The 13,614-nt window shown below is 71.5% G+C and carries 14 protein-coding genes and 1 tRNA gene; 4 read left to right on the forward strand and 11 right to left on the reverse strand.

Annotated features, from left to right (window positions below; genetic code table 11):
* Nucleotides 1-82: 82 nt before the first annotated feature.
* The 5 genes from pth to AB0M54_RS02900 all read right to left on the reverse strand — a co-directional run bounded on the left by pth (nucleotide 83) and on the right by AB0M54_RS02900 (nucleotide 4,298).
* Nucleotides 83-664: an aminoacyl-tRNA hydrolase gene (gene pth / locus AB0M54_RS02880; RefSeq protein ID WP_364468794.1), complete on the reverse strand. Its 582-nt coding sequence runs from the start codon at nucleotides 662-664 to the stop codon at nucleotides 83-85.
* Between the two features lie 76 nt (nucleotides 665-740).
* Entirely contained in the window at nucleotides 741-1,385 is a 645-nt protein-coding gene (locus AB0M54_RS02885; protein WP_364313884.1) for a 50S ribosomal protein L25/general stress protein Ctc, read from the reverse strand.
* 267 nt (nucleotides 1,386-1,652) lie between these two features.
* Entirely contained in the window at nucleotides 1,653-2,633 is a 981-nt protein-coding gene (locus AB0M54_RS02890; RefSeq protein ID WP_364313881.1) for a ribose-phosphate diphosphokinase, read from the reverse strand.
* A gap of 99 nt (nucleotides 2,634-2,732) precedes the next feature.
* On the reverse strand, nucleotides 2,733-4,157 hold the full coding sequence (gene glmU, locus AB0M54_RS02895) for a bifunctional UDP-N-acetylglucosamine diphosphorylase/glucosamine-1-phosphate N-acetyltransferase GlmU (RefSeq protein WP_364468796.1): 1,425 nt from the start codon (nucleotides 4,155-4,157) through the stop codon (nucleotides 2,733-2,735).
* Nucleotides 4,158-4,227: 70 nt separating this feature from the next.
* Nucleotides 4,228-4,298 (reverse strand) — tRNA-Gln (locus tag AB0M54_RS02900).
* 218 nt (nucleotides 4,299-4,516) lie between these two features.
* Between AB0M54_RS02900 and AB0M54_RS02905 the strand changes: the two genes are divergently transcribed.
* Nucleotides 4,517-5,473 (forward strand): acyl-CoA desaturase, encoded by a 957-nt coding sequence (locus AB0M54_RS02905; RefSeq protein WP_364313876.1) that lies wholly within the window; start codon nucleotides 4,517-4,519, stop codon nucleotides 5,471-5,473.
* Nucleotides 5,474-5,586: 113 nt separating this feature from the next.
* Nucleotides 5,587-6,189 carry a TetR/AcrR family transcriptional regulator gene (locus AB0M54_RS02910; RefSeq protein ID WP_364313873.1) on the forward strand — a complete coding sequence of 201 codons (603 nt, stop codon included), beginning with the start codon at nucleotides 5,587-5,589 and terminating at the stop codon, nucleotides 6,187-6,189.
* Between the two features lie 7 nt (nucleotides 6,190-6,196).
* On the opposite strand, the gene AB0M54_RS02915 is transcribed toward AB0M54_RS02910, so the two are convergent.
* The 5 genes from AB0M54_RS02915 to rsmA form a co-directional block, all read right to left on the reverse strand.
* Nucleotides 6,197-6,616 carry a DUF4383 domain-containing protein gene (locus tag AB0M54_RS02915; protein WP_364468798.1) on the reverse strand — a complete coding sequence of 140 codons (420 nt, stop codon included), beginning with the start codon at nucleotides 6,614-6,616 and terminating at the stop codon, nucleotides 6,197-6,199.
* Entirely contained in the window at nucleotides 6,616-7,077 is a 462-nt protein-coding gene (locus AB0M54_RS02920) for a DUF4383 domain-containing protein (protein WP_364468800.1), read from the reverse strand. The genes AB0M54_RS02915 and AB0M54_RS02920 overlap by 1 nt, the downstream gene beginning before the upstream one ends.
* An 81-nt stretch (nucleotides 7,078-7,158) precedes the next feature.
* Nucleotides 7,159-8,955 (reverse strand): ABC-F family ATP-binding cassette domain-containing protein, encoded by a 1,797-nt coding sequence (locus AB0M54_RS02925; protein WP_364313864.1) that lies wholly within the window; start codon nucleotides 8,953-8,955, stop codon nucleotides 7,159-7,161.
* An 8-nt stretch (nucleotides 8,956-8,963) separates the two neighbouring features.
* A complete protein-coding gene (locus AB0M54_RS02930) occupies nucleotides 8,964-9,905 on the reverse strand; it encodes a 4-(cytidine 5'-diphospho)-2-C-methyl-D-erythritol kinase (RefSeq protein ID WP_364468802.1) in 942 nt (313 codons plus the stop codon).
* 40 nt (nucleotides 9,906-9,945) lie between these two features.
* Nucleotides 9,946-10,857 carry a 16S rRNA (adenine(1518)-N(6)/adenine(1519)-N(6))-dimethyltransferase RsmA gene (rsmA, locus tag AB0M54_RS02935; RefSeq protein ID WP_364468804.1) on the reverse strand — a complete coding sequence of 304 codons (912 nt, stop codon included), beginning with the start codon at nucleotides 10,855-10,857 and terminating at the stop codon, nucleotides 9,946-9,948.
* A 39-nt stretch (nucleotides 10,858-10,896) separates the two neighbouring features.
* Here rsmA and AB0M54_RS02940 point away from each other — a divergent pair, with 39 nt between their 5' ends.
* Nucleotides 10,897-11,316 carry a hypothetical protein gene (locus AB0M54_RS02940; RefSeq protein WP_364313855.1) on the forward strand — a complete coding sequence of 140 codons (420 nt, stop codon included), beginning with the start codon at nucleotides 10,897-10,899 and terminating at the stop codon, nucleotides 11,314-11,316.
* Between the two features lie 10 nt (nucleotides 11,317-11,326).
* On the opposite strand, the gene AB0M54_RS02945 is transcribed toward AB0M54_RS02940, so the two are convergent.
* The gene (locus AB0M54_RS02945; RefSeq protein ID WP_364468806.1) at nucleotides 11,327-12,916 is read right to left on the reverse strand and encodes an FAD-dependent oxidoreductase; all 1,590 of its coding nucleotides are present in this window, start codon (nucleotides 12,914-12,916) and stop codon (nucleotides 11,327-11,329) included.
* 74 nt (nucleotides 12,917-12,990) lie between these two features.
* On the opposite strand from AB0M54_RS02945, the gene AB0M54_RS02950 reads away from it, so the two are divergent.
* Nucleotides 12,991-13,596: a TetR/AcrR family transcriptional regulator gene (locus AB0M54_RS02950; protein WP_364313849.1), complete on the forward strand. Its 606-nt coding sequence runs from the start codon at nucleotides 12,991-12,993 to the stop codon at nucleotides 13,594-13,596.
* Nucleotides 13,597-13,614 lie beyond the last annotated feature (18 nt).

Raw genomic sequence — 13,614 nt, forward strand, 5'->3', positions numbered from 1 at the left:
ACGCGCGGAACCCGACAATCGTCACGGCATGGATAGACCGACAAAAAGGTCTAAACGATCTATCCGTTCGGAGCGGGTCCGGTCAGGTGGCGTGGTATTTGTTCTGGGCCCACTCCACGCCCTCGAGCACGATCGCCTCCACCGCGTCGGCCGCCCGATCGACGAGAAACTCCAGCTCCTTGCGCTCGGCCGAGGGGAAGTCGGAGAGCACGTAATCGGCCGGGTCCTGCCGGCCGGGCGGGCGTCCGATGCCGAACCGGACCCGCGCGTACTCCTTGGTGGACAGTGACTTCGACATCGAGCGCAGGCCGTTGTGACCGCCCTCACCACCACCGCGCTTCGCGCGCACCTGTCCGTACGGCAGATCCAGCTCGTCGTGCACGGCCAGCACGTTCTCCACCGGGATCTTGAAGAACTGGGCGAGCTGGCTGACCGGGCCGCCGGAGAGGTTCATGTAGGTCAGCGGCTTGGCCAGGACCAGCTTCGGGCCGCCGAACCCCAGGTGCCCCTCGGCCACGTCGGCCTGGGCCCGCCTGGACCGGCCGAACTTGGCGCCGACCCGGGACGCGAGCAGGTCGGCGACCATGAAGCCGACGTTGTGCCGGTTGCCCGCGTACTCCTTGCCCGGGTTGCCCAGACCGACCACGAGCCAGGGCTCGCTCATCGCCTCTCCTCAACGACAGCTCAGGGGAAGCGCCCCGAAAGGCGCTTCCCCTGAAAAGAACTGAGATGGTGCAGCGTCAGGAAGCGGATGCCTCGGTGGCCGACTCGCCCTCCGAAGCGCCCTCGGCGTCGCCACCCTCGGCGTCACCGGTGTCGCCCTCCATCTGCTCGGCGGTCTGCGCCTGGCTGATCTGCGCGAGCACGAAGTCGGGCTCGACCGCCAGCTCGGTGCCCTGCGGCAGCTGCACGTCGGCCGCGGTGACCTGAGCACCGGCCTCCAGGCCCTCGATCGAGACATCGAAGCCGTTGGGCAGGTGCATGGCCTCGGCGACGACGGCCAGCGTGGTCGACTCGGAGACGACCAGGGTGTTGCGGGCGGCCTCGCCGACCAGCGTCACCGGGACGTCGACCTGGACCTTCTCGCCACGCTTGACGATGATCAGGTCCACGTGCTCGTAGGTGTCCTTGATCGGGTCACGCTGGATCGCCTTGGGCAGCGCGAGCGTGGTGCCTGACGCGCCGTTGATGTCGATGGTGAAAACCTGGTTGAGACCGCCGTGCCGGATCGCGGCCGCGAACTCGCGCGCGGGCAGGGCGATGTGCTGGGGCTTCTCGCCGTGTCCGTAGAGCACGGCGGGCACCTTGCCGGCCCGGCGCGTGCGGCGGGCACCACCCTTGCCGAACTCGGTGCGGGGCTCGGCGGTGATCTTTACCTCGGACACGGGGAAACTCCTGAAACTCTTTGAATCGGCGGCGTCATGTCGGCGGGCTGCGGGCGTCGGCTGTGCCGAGGCGAGAGGGGCGCGCTGGGCACAGGCCCGGAGCACCGCGTCGATAACGGCGCCTCCACCAGGACTGCGGACCTCAGCAGTCCACGGGGCACCCTCGCCGTGGCAACCGCACCAGCCTACCTGCCCATGTCACACATCGAGGAACCGGTCCCCGTCCTGAGCGAAATCGCGACACCAACGGTGCAACTTGCACAGCATTTAGCTCAGGCCACCGAAGAGGGTCGTGACGCTTCCGTCGTCGAAGACCTCGCGGATGGCGCGGGCCAGCAGCGGGGCGATCGACAGCACGGTGATCTTGTCGAGCCTCTTCTCGGGCGTGAGCGGCAGCGTGTTGGTCACCACGAGCTCGCTGATCCGGCTGTTCTTCAGGCGCTCGGTGGCCGGGTCGGAGAGCAGCGCGTGGGTGGCCGCCACCACGACGTCGGCGGCGCCCGAGTCGAACAGGATGTCGGCCGCCTTGGCGATCGTGCCGCCGGTGTCGATCATGTCGTCGACCACCAGGCAGACCCGGCCCTCGACCTCGCCGACCACCCGGTTGGCGACGACCTGGTTGGGCTTGAGCGGGTCGCGGGTCTTGTGGATGAAGGCCAGCGGGCAGCCGCCCAGCCGGTCGGTCCAGCGCTCGGCGACCCGCACCCGGCCCGAGTCGGGCGCGACCACGGTCATCGGCCGGCCCTCGAACTTGCGCTGCACGTGTTCGGCCAGGATGTCCATCGCGAACAGGTGGTCGACCGGCCCGTCGAAGAAGCCCTGGATCTGTGCCGTGTGCAGGTCGACCGTGAGGATCCGGTTGGCGCCGGCGCTCTTGAGCAGGTCGGCGACCAGGCGGGCCGAGATCGGCTCGCGGCCGCGGTGCTTCTTGTCCTGGCGCGAGTAGGGATAGAACGGCAGGACGACCGTGATCCGCTTGGCCGAGCCGCGCTTCAACGCGTCGACCATGATCAGCGTCTCCATGACCCAGGTGTTGATCCCGGCGGTCATGGACTGCACGACGAACGAGTCCGACCCGCGGACCGAGTCCTTGAACCGGACGAAGATCTCGCCGTTCGCGAACTCGTACGAATCCGAGCGGGTCGGCTCGATACCGAGCACCTGGCCGATCTCCTCGGCCAGCTCCGGGAAGCCGCGTCCGGAGAAAAGCATCAAACTCTTGCGGTTCTCCGCGACGATGCTGCCCATCGGTTTGTCTGCTCCCGTGGGTCGAGGGGGATTGTTCGCTTGCAGTATCCCTCTCGACCGCCCGGAAGCCACCCGCTCAGGTAACCGGGGTGTGCCTGCTCACTTCTCCTCGGTCGCCCGGCGGGCCGCATCAGCCGAAACTGTGCCCGGCCGCTTACGCTCCGTCCACCCCTCGATGTTCCGCTGCGCGGCGCGGGTCACGCCCAGGTGACCGGCCGGCACATTGCTGACCGCGCTGCCCGCGGCGACGTAGGCCCCGGGACCGATCTCGGCCGGCGCGATCAGCACGGTGTCGCTGCCCACGAACGCGGCCTCGCCGACCGTGGTGTGGTGCTTGTTGACCCCGTCGTAGTTGGCGAAGATCGTGCCCGCCCCGATGTTGGCCTTGGCGCCGATCGTGGCGTCACCCACATAGGTGAGGTGTGGCACCTTGGCGCCGTCGCCCAGCTCGGCGTTCTTGGCCTCGACGAAGCCGCCGATCTTGGACTTGCGCCCGAGCCGGGTGCCCGGCCGCAGGTAGGAGAACGGCCCCACGGTCGCCTCCGGCCCGATCTCGGCGCCGATCGAGTGCGTACGCAGCACCGACGCCCCTTCGCCGACGGTGGTGTCGGTCAGCGTGGTGTCCGGCCCGATGACCGCCCCGGCGCCGACCGTGGTCCGGCCGGTGAGCCGGCAGTTCTGCTCGATCTGGGCGTCCCGCTCCACGGTCACGGTCACGTCGATCCAGGTCGTGGCCGGGTCGAGCATGGTCACCCCGGCCCGCATCCAGCCGGTGTTGACCCGGTTGCGCAGCCGCAGGCCGAGCCCGGCCAGTTCGGCCCGGTCGTTGCAGCCCAGCGTCTCCTCGGCGTCCGGCGCGACGAACACCCCGACCGGGTGACCGACCGAGGTGAGCAGCTCGAACACGTCGGTGAGGTATTCCTCGCCCTGGTCGTTGTCGGTGGAGATCTTGCTCAGCGCCTCGCGCAGCCGGGCCGCGTCGAAGGCGTAGATGCCGGCGTTCACCTCGCGGACGGCGCGCACCTCGGGCGAGGCGTCACGCTCCTCGACGATGCGCTCGAGCCGGCCGGCCGGGTCACGGACCACCCGGCCCAGCCCGGCCGGGTCGTCGACCTCGGCGGCCAGCACGGTGCCCGCCGAGCCCGCCTGCTCGTGCGCGGCGACCAGCGCCTCCACCGTCTCGGGCCGGAGCAGCGGGACGTCGCCGTTGAGCACGACGACGGTGCCGGCCGCGTCGGGGGCGGCCTCCAGGGCGATGCGTACGGCGTGCCCGGTCCCGTTCTGCTGGGCCTGGAGCACCGGCGTCGCCCCGGGGGCGATCTCGTCGAGGTGGGCGCGGACCTGGTCGGCCTGGTGACCGACGACGACGATGGTGTGCTCGGCGCGGGCCGCGGCGGCCGCGCTCAGCACGTGACCGAGCAGGGTGCGGCCGAGCAGCGGGTGCAGCACCTTCGGCGTGGCGGACTTCATCCGCTTGCCCTCACCGGCGGCGAGTACGACGACGGTTCGCTGAGTCTGGCTCACGCGAGAACTCCAGAGGTGGGTTGGGGTGGGGGTTGGCGGTGATCAGTTCAGCACGCCGGAGGGATCAGTGCTCCCGGAAGAGGATTCGAACCCCTATAAACGGCACCAAAAGCCGCGGTCCTACCATTAGACGATCCGGGACCCACATCGGGCGCAGCCGTTCCGAGCGCCGCCCGCGTGCCACATATTAGCGGCCCCCCACGACCGGATTCTCGCCAGATCCGCCCCTGGCGGAGGCAACCCTCAGCGTTGACGCGGGCCCGCCGAACGGGCAGGTGGTGGGTGGGCAGGTTACGGTTGCGTAGGTTACGGTGACGTAGCCGTAAGTTAATGATCGTCGACCACCCCTGTGAGGTGCCATGACATCCGCTGTTGCCGAGTCCACCCCGAAGACCGGGCCGAAGCCGCTGACCGAGGGCCCGCAGTCCAAGGGGATCCTGTTCGCGCTCTACCTGTTCGTGGCCATCCCCTTCGTGGCGGTCCTGGTGGCGGTTCCGGTGGCCTGGGGCGGCTGGCTGTCCTGGACCGACGTCGCCATCGGCGCGGTGTTCTACGTGATCTCCGGGCTGGGCATCACGGTCGGCTTCCACCGGTACTTCACGCACGGCTCGTTCAAGGCCAAGCCGTGGCTGCGGGTGACCCTGGCCGTGGCCGGCTCGCTGGCGATCGAGGGCGAGATCATCCAGTGGGTGGCCGACCACCGCCGGCACCACGCGTTCAGCGACCAGGAGGGTGACCCGCACTCGCCGTGGCGGTTCGGCACCGGCTTCTGGGCCCTGACCAAGGGTCTCTGGTACGCGCACATGGGCTGGCTGTTCAAGCGTGAGCTCACCAACCGCGCCCGGTTCGCCCCCGACCTGATGGCCGACAAGGCGATCGCCCGGGTCGACGCGCTGTTCCCGCTGATCGTGGTCGTCTCCACGCTCGGGCCCGCGCTGGCCGGCGGCCTGATCACCCAGTCCTGGCAGGGCGCGGCGACCGCGTTCTTCTGGGCCGGCCTGGTCCGCATCGGCCTGCTGCACCACATCACCTGGTCGATCAACTCGGTGTGCCATGTGTACGGTGAGCGCCCGTTCGAGGTCCGCAACGGCGACAAGGCGGCCAACTTCTGGCCGCTGGCGATCGTCTCCTTCGGTGAGAGCTGGCACAACCTGCACCACGCCGACCCGACCTGCGCCCGGCACGGCGTCCTGAAGGGTCAGGTCGACATCTCGGCCCGCGTCATCTGGCTGTTCGAGAAGGCCGGCGCCGCGTCCGAGGTGAGATGGCCCAAGCCGGAGCGCCTCGCGGCCAAGATGGTGAAGGCCACCAGTTGACGGTCTCCTGGCAGGATGACCGGGTGACCGAGTCGAACGAGAGTCCCGTCCCGCCGCGAGCACGACGCACTCGTGTCGTGGCGGGCGGGGCTCCGGCGACATCGCGCGTGCGCATGTCGGCCGCGCAGCGCCGCGAGCAATTGATCTCCATCGGACGCCAGCTCTTCGCCGAGCGCGGCCTGGACGGCACCAGCGTGGAAGAGGTCGCCGCCCGGGCCAAGGTCTCCAAGCCGATGGTCTACGAGCACTTCGGCGGCAAGGAAGGCCTGTACGCGGTGGTGGTGGACCGGGAGGTCCGGGCCCTGCTCGACCGGATCGCCACCGCGCTCACCGCCGGCCATCCCCGCGAGCTGCTGGAACAGGCCGCGCTGGCCCTGCTCGACTACATCGACGAGGAGCCGCACGGCTTCCGGGTGCTGGTCCGCGAGTCGCCGGTGCTGTCACCGACCGGCAACTTCTCCAGCGTGATGAACGACGTGGCCCACCAGGTCGAACACATCCTGGGCGCCGAGTTCAAGCAGCGGAACCTCGACCCGAAGTTCGCCGAGCTCTACTCCCAGGCGCTGGTCGGCATGGTGGCGCTGGTCGGCCAGTGGTGGCAGCAGGCGCGCAAGCCGAAGAAGGAGATGGTGGCGGCCCACCTGGTCAACCTGGCCTGGAACGGCCTGTCCCACCTCGAGGCCAAGCCGAGCCTGCTCACCCGCAAGACCAAGTGAGGCCGGGTCAGGCCCGCTCGATCTTGCCGTAGAGGCCGGCCAGCAACGCGGCCAGGCCGACGATGGTCAGCGCGATGACGTTGATCATCGAGGCGTGCACCACGTTGACGTCGGTCTGCATCGCCGCCAGCACGAACATGGCGATGCCGAGCACGCCCCAGCCGACGACCATGCTCAGGTGGTGGTGCACGTTGCCGCCGATCACGGCGCCGGCCAGGATCAGCAGGCCGAGCAGCACGAGCAGCCACGAGCCGGCCGGGTTGACCCGGAGCCCGAGGGACCAGGCGCCGCCGGAGCGGTCGAAGAAGGGCGCCCCGGCGGTCTGAATGACGCCGATCACGCCGGCCACCAGGAGGTAGAGGCCGGCGAGGGCGGCGACGAAGCGGTAGGTCTGACGCAGGTGATGGTTGAGGGGGAAATGCGCCATCAGGCCGTGCGACCCTCCCTTACCTGTCGCGGCGCGCCGGCGTCGGCCTGGCGCGCGGTCTTGATGTACAGCCCCGACAGGATAAGCATCAGGCCGACGAGATAGGTCACGACGACGGTGCCGATCGTGAAGTCGAGGAAGTTGGCGTCGGTGCGGCTGGCGGCCAGCTCGTAGCTGCCGACCACGAGCAGACCCCAGCCGAGCACCCGGTTGATCTCGGTGTCGACGTTGCGGCCGAGCAGCGTCGCGACCAGCACGACCGCGCCGACCAGCAGCGACAGGATCGACCAGAAGAGGTTGCCGCCCTGGCCCAGGATCCGCTCGTCGGGGTGCCCGAACAGGCCGTCGTCGCTCACCGTGATGAGCCCGACGATGCCGTAGAGGACCAGGTAGAGGCCGGCCAGCGCGGCGAGCGCACGGTAGAGCGGTCGCAGCGGGTGGTTGACCGGGTAGTGCGCCATGTGTCCGTCTCCAGAGTCGGGCCGGTGTCTCGCCGACGATTCTCGCTCATCGTGATCCGGCGCCGCAGGAGCACCCCCGGATCATCCCTCGGGTACCCGCTCGGCCAGCTCCAACCACGCTTCCTCGGTGTCCGAGCGTTCCGCCTCCACGGCCTTGAGCTGGGTGTCCAGCTCGACGACCCGCTCGTAGTCGTGCCCGTGCTCGGCCAGTCCCTCGTTGATCTTCGCCACCCGCTCGTCGAGCTTGGCGAGCTGCCGCTCCAGCCGGGCCAGGTCTTTCTTGGCCGCGCGCGCCTCGGCGGCCGACATCCCGCTGCTCGGCGGGGCCGGCCGGCCCTCCGCCATCGTCGTGAACGAGCCGTCCGGCGTCTGCACCCGGGCCAGGAACTCGTCCACGCCGCCGGGGAGGTGCACCAGGCGCCCGTCGCCGAAGATGCCGTACGCCGTGTCGGTCACCCGCTCGACCAGGTAGCGGTCGTGGCTGGCCACGATCATCGTGCCCGGCCAGGTGTCGAGCAGGTCTTCCAGCGAGGCCAGCGTGTCGGTGTCGAGGTCGTTGGTGGGCTCGTCGAGCAGCAGCACGTTCGGCTCGCCGGCCAGCAGGCGCAACATCTGCAACCGGCGCCGCTCGCCGCCGGACAGGTCGCTCACCGGCGTCCACAGCCGCTTGTCGGTGAAGCCGAACACCTCGGCGAGCTGGGACGCGGACAGCTCCCGGTCGCCGAGCCGCACCCGGCGGGCGACGTCTTCCACCGCCTCCAGCAGCCGCAGGTGGCCGGGCAGCTCCCGCAGCTCCTGGGAGAGGAAGGCGGGCCGCACGGTCGAGCCGCGCACGATCCGCCCGCCGTCCGGCTCGGTGATCCCGGCCAGCAGGCGCAGCAGCGTGGTCTTGCCGGCGCCGTTCGCGCCGAGCAGCGCGATCCGGTCGCCCGGGCCGACCTGCCAGGTCAGGTCGTCGAGGATGGGCTTGGGCCCGGCCTTGAGCGTGACCTTCTCGAGGTCGTAGACCTGCTTGCCGAGCCGCGAGGTGGCCAGCCGCTTAAGGCTGACCTGGTCGCGCACCGGCGGCACGTCGGCGATCAGCGCGTTCGCGGCGTCGATCCGGAACTGCGGCTTGGACGTCCGGGCCGGCGGGCCGCGGCGCAGCCAGGCGATCTCCTTGCGCAGCAGGTTCTGCCGCCGGGACTCGACCACCGCGGCCACCCGCTGACGCTCGGCGCGGGCCAGGGTCCAGGCCGCATAACCGCCGACGTACGTGTGCACGGCCTCGTCCGCCACCTCCCAGGTGGCGGTGCACACCGCGTCCAGGAACCACCGGTCGTGGGTGACCACGACCAGCGCCCCGCGCCGGGTGAGCAGGTGTTTGGCCAGCCAGTCGACCCCGGACACGTCCAGGTGGTTGGTCGGCTCGTCGAGGATCAGCAGCTCGGCGTCGCGCACCAGCAGCGCGGCCAGCGCCACCCGGCGCCGCTCGCCCCCGGACATCGTGCCGACCGGGGAGTCGAGACCGAGGTGGCCCATGCCCAGGCCGGCCAGGATCGTACGCACGCCGGCGTCGCCCGCCCACTCGTGCTCGGCGCCCATGCCCTGCGGCAGCCAGGCCGAACCGAGCACGACGTCGCGCACGGTCAGCCCCGGCGCCAGGTCGAGATTCTGGGGCAGGGTGGCGACCTTGAGGTCGCGACGGTGGGTGACCCGGCCGGAGTCGGGTTCCTCGGTCTTGGCGAGCAGGCGCAGGAGGGTGGACTTGCCGGCGCCGTTGAGGCCGACGATGCCCAGCCGGGCGTCGTCGTCGAGCCCCAGGGAGACGTCGGTGAGCAGTTGACCGGCGGCGCCATATCCCTTGCCGACCCGGTCCAGATTCACAATGTTGGCCACGATGGGCTCTAGGTTATCCGGGCCCCCGGCATCGGGCCGCGCGCGGTGCGGGCCTCGCGGCACACCCCGGCCGAGGTCAGCGCCGTGGCCAGGCGCTCGGCGTGACCCGAATCAGTGGCCAGGAACACCACGGTCGGCCCCGAACCGGAGACCAGACCGGTGACCGCGCCCGCGTCCGAACCCGCCTTGAGCACGTCGGCCAGCTCGGGTCGCAGCGACACCGCCGCCGCCTGCAGGTCGTTGCCCAGCGCCTCGGCCAGCACCTTCGGGTCACGCTGGCGCAGGGCCGACATCAGCCCGTCCGCGCTGTCCAGGGCGGCCGGCGCCGAGCCGCGGGCCCGCAGCCGGTCGAGTTCGCGGTAGACCTCGGGGGTGCTCAGGCCGTCCCCGGCGATCGCCAGCACCCAGTGCCAGGAGGTCGGCCGGGCCAGGATCGGGCTGACCACCTCGCCACGACCGGTGCCCAGGGCGGTGCCGCCGTGCAGCAGGAACGGGATGTCGGACCCCAGCGGGGCGCCGATCTCGGCCAGCTCGTCGCGGGACAGGCCGGTCCCCCACAGCGCGTCGCAGGCCAGCAGCGTGGCCGCGGCGTCCGCGCTGCCGCCGGCCAGGCCACCGGCCAGCGGGATCGACTTGCGCAGGTGCAGGCGGGCGTACGCGGGCACGCGGGCATGCGCGGCCAGGGCGCGGGCGGCCCGGATGACCAGGTTGGTCTCGTCCAGGGCGAGCTCGCCCTGGCCCTCGCCCTCCATGGTCAGCGCGAGCGTGTCGCCGTGGCTGGCGCGCAGCTCGTCGAAGAGACCGACGGCGTGATAGACGGTGGTCAGCTCATGGAAGCCGTCCGGGCGCAGCGGGCCCACGCCGAGATGCAGGTTGATCTTGGCGGGAACCCGGATCCGGACCGGTCCCGGCCGTCGCCCGCCATCCTCCGGACCCCAGGCCTCCGTCACGCGGCGCTGCTCACGGGCAGCTCACCGCTCGGGCACCGGGTCACTGGTCGACCTCCTCGGGCACTTCGCCGGACGCGGTGAGCTTACCCGCGTACCCGTCGGAATCCGCGGCGGCCGCGATCGCGGTGAACTCGCCCACGGAGAGCGACTCCCCTCTCGCCTGTGGGTTGATGCCGGCCTTGACCAGCACCTCCTCGGCCCGGACCGGGCTGCCGGCCCATCCGGCCAGGGCCGCGCGGAGGGTCTTGCGGCGCTGCGCGAAGGCGGCGTCGACCACCGCGAAGACCTTCTTACGCTCGACCGCCGGTAAGTCACGCCCAGGCTCGGCCGCCGGTGAGTCGCGCTTGGTGAACGCGACCAGGCCCGAGTCCACGTTGGGCACGGGCCAGAAGACCGCCGGGGGTACGCGGCCCGCGGCGCGCGCCTCGGCATACCAGGCGAGCTTGACCGACGGGACGCCGTACACCTTCGATCCGGGCCCCGCGACCAGCCGATCGGCGACCTCCTTCTGCACCATCACCAGCCCCCCGCGCAGCGTCGGAAGCTCGGCGAGCAGGCTCAGCACGACCGGGACGGCCACGTTGTAGGGCAGGTTGGCGACCAGCATGGTGGGCGGCGGGTCGAACTCGGCCGCCCGCACCCGCAGCGCGTCTCGCGGGTGCACGGTCAGCCGCTCGGAGCTCACGGTCTCGGGCAGGGCCGCGGCCAGCACCGGGTCGATCTCCACCGCGTGCACATGCGCCGCCGCGCCGACCAGGCCCAGCGTGAGCGAGCCCAGCCCCGGACCCACCTCGATCACCACGTCGTCCGGCCGCAGCCCGGCCGCCGCCACGATCCGGCGCACCGTGTTGGGGTCGTGCACGAAGTTCTGGCCGAGCTTCTTGGTCGGCGCCACGCCCAGCCGGGCGGCGAGTTCCCGGATCTCGGCCGGGCCGAGCAGTGCGTCAGCCATGGAGGCAGAGCTTACGGGTGCCCTGATACAACGGAACGCATGAGTGAGCTGCTGGCCCTGCACGGCGTCGTCGAGGCCCCGCCCGACGCCGTCGCCGACCTGCTGCTCGACGTGCGCCCCGGCGGCCGTTCCCCGCTGGCCGCGACCGGCGACGCCGAGCCGGCCGAGGGCGACGAGTTCACCGTGACCAAGGACGGCAGCCGGATCACCATGGTGGTCGACCGGCCCGCGCGCTCGGTCAGCCAGCAGGGCGAGTGGTGGTACCGGGGAGTGACCAGCGTGGAGCCCGACCCGCGCGGCGCCCGGGTGATCCACCGCATCTACAACGTGGCCCCCGGCCGGCGCTGGGCGGTCCGCTTCGTGTCGCGCGGACCGCTCAACGCCGCGCCGGCCGCCTTCGCCGCTCACCTGGAGGCGATCGGCCGCGAGCTGAACGCCAAGGCCTGGGTCGAGGACTGAACCCAGCCGATCAACCGGCCACGCCCGGCCCCGAGCTGAACACCAAGGCTTCGGTCGAGGACTGAACCCACCGCTCGACCGCGGCGCCGAGCCGGGCCGCGTCATCGCCGGCCCAGACGATCACCCCGTCCGGCCGCATCAGCACCGATGGGCCGTCGCCGGCGGGGTCGAGCACCGCGGTGATCCGCCCGCCCAGGTGACGGACCGCCCCGCCGAACCGCCCGTCCGGTGAGCGGTCGACCAGGACGAACCGGCCGTCGTGGGCGTGGTCGGCGATGCGGCCGCCGGCGCCGAGCTCGATGTCGCCGGCCAGGGTGCCGACCGGGGCGGCGGCGTCCTCGGCGACGTCGTAGCGCTGCTCGATCCCGGAGGACAGCGCGACCATCCGGTTCAGCACCCCCGGCACGGCGTACAGCTCGTCGCCGAGAACGTTGCGCAGCTGAGCGGTGTGCTCGTCGCCCCGGAGCAGGGCAACCTGGGCCCGGGTCCAGTTCAGCACCCAGGCCGCGATCGGCTGCCGCTCGGACTCGTAGGTGTCGAGCAACCCGGCCGGCGCCCGGCCGGTGATCGTGGCGGCCAGCTTCCAGCCCAGGTTCACCGCGTCGCCGAAGCCGAGGTTCAGGCCCTGGGCGCTGAACGGCGAGTGCACATGGGCGGCGTCGCCGGCCAGCAGCACCCGGCCGAGCCGGTACGACCGCGCCAGCCGGGCGTTGTCGGACCACCGGGTCGCGCGCCCGTGCAGGCCGGTCAGCGTCACCGGCACGCCGGTGACCTCACGGACCACGGCCTGAAGCTCGTCGAGGGACACCGGGGCGTCGCGGTCGGCCGGCTGCGGCCCGAACCGGGCCGCCAGGATCCGCCCGGGGATCGGCCCGTGGGCGTAGACGCCCCGCGGGGTCCAGGTCCAGCCGCGGCCCAGCCCGCTCGCGTCGTCGAAGTCGGCGATGGCCTGGTAGCCGACCATCTGCGGCTCGGTGCCGTCGAACGGGATGTCGAGCTGCTTGCGGATCACGCTCCGGCCGCCGTCGGCCGCGACGACCCACCCGGCCGTCAGCTCACCTTCGCCGGTCTCGACGATCACGCCCTCGCCGGCCGTCGTCCGTACACCCCGCACCTCGACCCCGCGGCGGATCTCGACGCCGAGCCGGAGGCAGTGCCCGGCCAGCAACACCTCGAGGTCGTGCTGGGGAACGCCCACGCCGCCGGCCACCGCGGTGTGCGCGGCCAGCACCGGGTCGTCCTGGTCGATCAGGCCGGGCCGGAACATCAGCCCGGCGAAGTGACCCAGCACCGGGAACCGGCGCGTGGCCTGGTTGATGCCGGTCAGCAGCCCCCGCGTCGTGCGGGTGGTGCCACCGGCCGCGAACCGCCCGGTCGCCTCGAGCAGGCGCCGCTGCACCCGCTCGGCCGCGGGCAGCAGGCCGCGCCGGTCGAGGATCTCGGCGCTGGCCACGTTGATCGAACCGGCCTTGACCGTCTGGTCGGGCTCGGCCAGCCGCTCCAGCACGGTCACGCCAACCCCGCCGAGGGCCAGTTCACCGGCGAGCAGCAAACCGGTCGGCCCGGCGCCGACCACGATCACGTCCACGTCCCCATCCATGGCTGCCTCCTCTCAATACCTTTACCGGGTAAGCTAACTCAATAAGTTTACCCGGACAATGTAGGGTGAGTCACATGCCGAATCGAGGGGACCGCGGTGGATCGCAGACCCGGAACCGCATCTCCGAGGTCGCGACCGAGCTGTTCCTGCGGCGCGGCTTCGAAGACGTGACGATCGCCGAGGTCGCCGAGGTGGCCGGCGTGTCCAAGGTGACGGTGTTCGCCCACTTCCAGCGCAAGGAAGACCTGCTGCTCGACCGCCTGCCCGACGCCATCGGCCTGGTCCGGCGGGTGGTCCGGGAGAGGGCCGACGACGTCGGCGTCGTCGCGGCGTTCCGCGCGGTGGCTCTCGACCTGGTCGACCAGAGACATCCGCTGTCCGGCCTGAGCGCCGAGGCCGAGCCGTTCGTCCGGACGGTGCTGGCGTCGCCCGCGCTGATCGCCCGGCTACGCGGGTTCGCCTCCGAGATCGAGGCGCGGCTGGCCGCCGAGTTGCGCGACGACGCCCGGTTCACCGGCGACAGCGACCTGGTCGCCGGGCTGCTCGTCACCGCATACCGGGTGGTCGCCGTCGAGACGACCCGGCGCCTGCTCGCCCACGACGACCCCGGCGACCTCGCCGGCGACCACCGCCGGCGCCTGGTGGAGTCGTTCGACCTGCTGGAAAGCGGCCTGCCCTAGGCCGTGTCCCAAACCCGG

Source organism: Actinoplanes sp. NPDC051470 (assembly GCF_040682035.1).
Taxonomy (GTDB): domain Bacteria; phylum Actinomycetota; class Actinomycetes; order Mycobacteriales; family Micromonosporaceae; genus Actinoplanes.

What these genes read in the sequence shown, in the direction of transcription:
- pth (WP_364468794.1), bottom strand. Translation starts at nt 664, where the DNA reads ATGAGCGAGCCCTGGCTCGTGGTCGGTCTGGGCAACCCGGGCAAGGAG.
- AB0M54_RS02890 (WP_364313881.1), bottom strand. Translation starts at nt 2,633, where the DNA reads ATGGGCAGCATCGTCGCGGAGAACCGCAAGAGTTTGATGCTTTTCTCC.
- AB0M54_RS02905 (WP_364313876.1), top strand. Translation starts at nt 4,517, where the DNA reads ATGACATCCGCTGTTGCCGAGTCCACCCCGAAGACCGGGCCGAAGCCG.
- AB0M54_RS02910 (WP_364313873.1), top strand. Translation starts at nt 5,587, where the DNA reads ATGTCGGCCGCGCAGCGCCGCGAGCAATTGATCTCCATCGGACGCCAG.
- AB0M54_RS02915 (WP_364468798.1), bottom strand. Translation starts at nt 6,616, where the DNA reads ATGGCGCATTTCCCCCTCAACCATCACCTGCGTCAGACCTACCGCTTC.
- AB0M54_RS02920 (WP_364468800.1), bottom strand. Translation starts at nt 7,077, where the DNA reads ATGGCGCACTACCCGGTCAACCACCCGCTGCGACCGCTCTACCGTGCG.
- rsmA (WP_364468804.1), bottom strand. Translation starts at nt 10,857, where the DNA reads ATGGCTGACGCACTGCTCGGCCCGGCCGAGATCCGGGAACTCGCCGCC.
- AB0M54_RS02940 (WP_364313855.1), top strand. Translation starts at nt 10,897, where the DNA reads ATGAGTGAGCTGCTGGCCCTGCACGGCGTCGTCGAGGCCCCGCCCGAC.
- AB0M54_RS02945 (WP_364468806.1), bottom strand. Translation starts at nt 12,916, where the DNA reads ATGGATGGGGACGTGGACGTGATCGTGGTCGGCGCCGGGCCGACCGGT.
- AB0M54_RS02950 (WP_364313849.1), top strand. Translation starts at nt 12,991, where the DNA reads ATGCCGAATCGAGGGGACCGCGGTGGATCGCAGACCCGGAACCGCATC.